Annotated in this window: 1 protein-coding gene and 1 pseudogene; both read right to left on the bottom strand. The window is 38.0% G+C overall.

From position 1 onward, the window contains the following. Window positions 1–393: pseudogene (locus ACFILA_RS09530) on the bottom strand (hypothetical protein); the annotation flags it as partial. A 113-nt stretch (window positions 394–506) separates the two neighbouring features. Next, complete coding sequence (locus tag ACFILA_RS09525; protein ID WP_375661125.1) at window positions 507–1,085, bottom strand: hypothetical protein; 579 nt, start codon at window positions 1,083–1,085, stop codon at window positions 507–509. Between the last annotated feature and the right edge of the window lie 144 nt (window positions 1,086–1,229).

Below are 1,229 nucleotides of genomic sequence, written 5' to 3'. Positions count from 1 at the left end.
ACTACCATTCACATGAGCATTACCATAAATATTGCCATAAACATGAGCATTGCCATAGACAAAAGCATGGTCATAAACTTTAGCATATTGAGAGATAAAAGCTTTTCCATAGACTTCAGCATTGCCATAAACTTGACCACAGACTTGAGAAAAATGGCGTATTTTTGCATTTTCATACACCCTTGCATGACCATAGACACAAGCCTCATCATAGACCCAGCAATTGCCATCATGGGATAGGTTAACTTCCTTTTCAATAAAGCCCCCTAAATCCCCCGCCTTAACATCATCAAAATCTTTTAAAGCTTTAATGCGATAAAGGCTTATAATATTTCGAGTAAGAGCATGTTTGATTTTTTTGATTTCACTGGTTAATTCGTATTTTTTGCACATAGAGGTACCCTCACAATTTAATGTGATAAACATTTGCTAAAATTTGGAATGGGAAAATTTGAAAGAGGGGCGCCCCCGCCGCGCCCGTGCTTTCATTTACACTGCTTTATTGATTAGACCCAGACAATCTCTAATTCACCATAAGGAGAGAGACGTTCAGTATAGGTTTTTATTTTAGTAGACCCGCCGACATTTTCACGAATAACAGCAATGCCATGAATATTGGCATTTTCATAAACATGTACGTTATTTGCTATACGAGCGTTTTCATAAACCCTAGCATTGTCATAAACATAGGCATTATCATAAATAATAGCCTTGCCATAAACACGCGCATTACCATAAACATGGGAATTATCAGAAATAACAGCATTGCCATAAACATGGGCATTATCATAGACATAACCAGCAACGATAGCATTGTCATAAACCCGCGCATGACCATAGATATGACCACAAGTGACAGCATTGCCAAAAACCCTTGCATGTTCATAAACGTGACCATTTTTAAACACAAGAGCCTCATCATACACCCAGCAATTTCCCTCATGAGAGAGGTTGTTTTCCTTTTCAATAAAGCCGCCTAAGGTACCTGCTTTGATATCAGAAAAGTCTTTTAATGCTTTAATGCGATAAAGAGTATGATTACCAAATACACGCGTTTCATTTGTGAGTGCAAACTTCTTTTGCATGAGCACAATTCCTTTATACAGAGATTTAAATTTTTAAATGAGATGTTTAAAGGAGGGCACCCCCGCCGCGCCCACGCGTTATTTAAGCAGCGTCTTTTAGTGACTGATTATCATCACAGATATCATTACGAATTTTTGCACGGC

The sequence above is a fragment of the Bartonella sp. CL71SXKL genome, assembly GCF_042194935.1.
Lineage (GTDB): Bacteria > Pseudomonadota > Alphaproteobacteria > Rhizobiales > Rhizobiaceae > Bartonella.
Note: the sequence above shows the minus strand (reverse complement) of the source record. Positions and strands in the feature narration are given on the sequence as shown.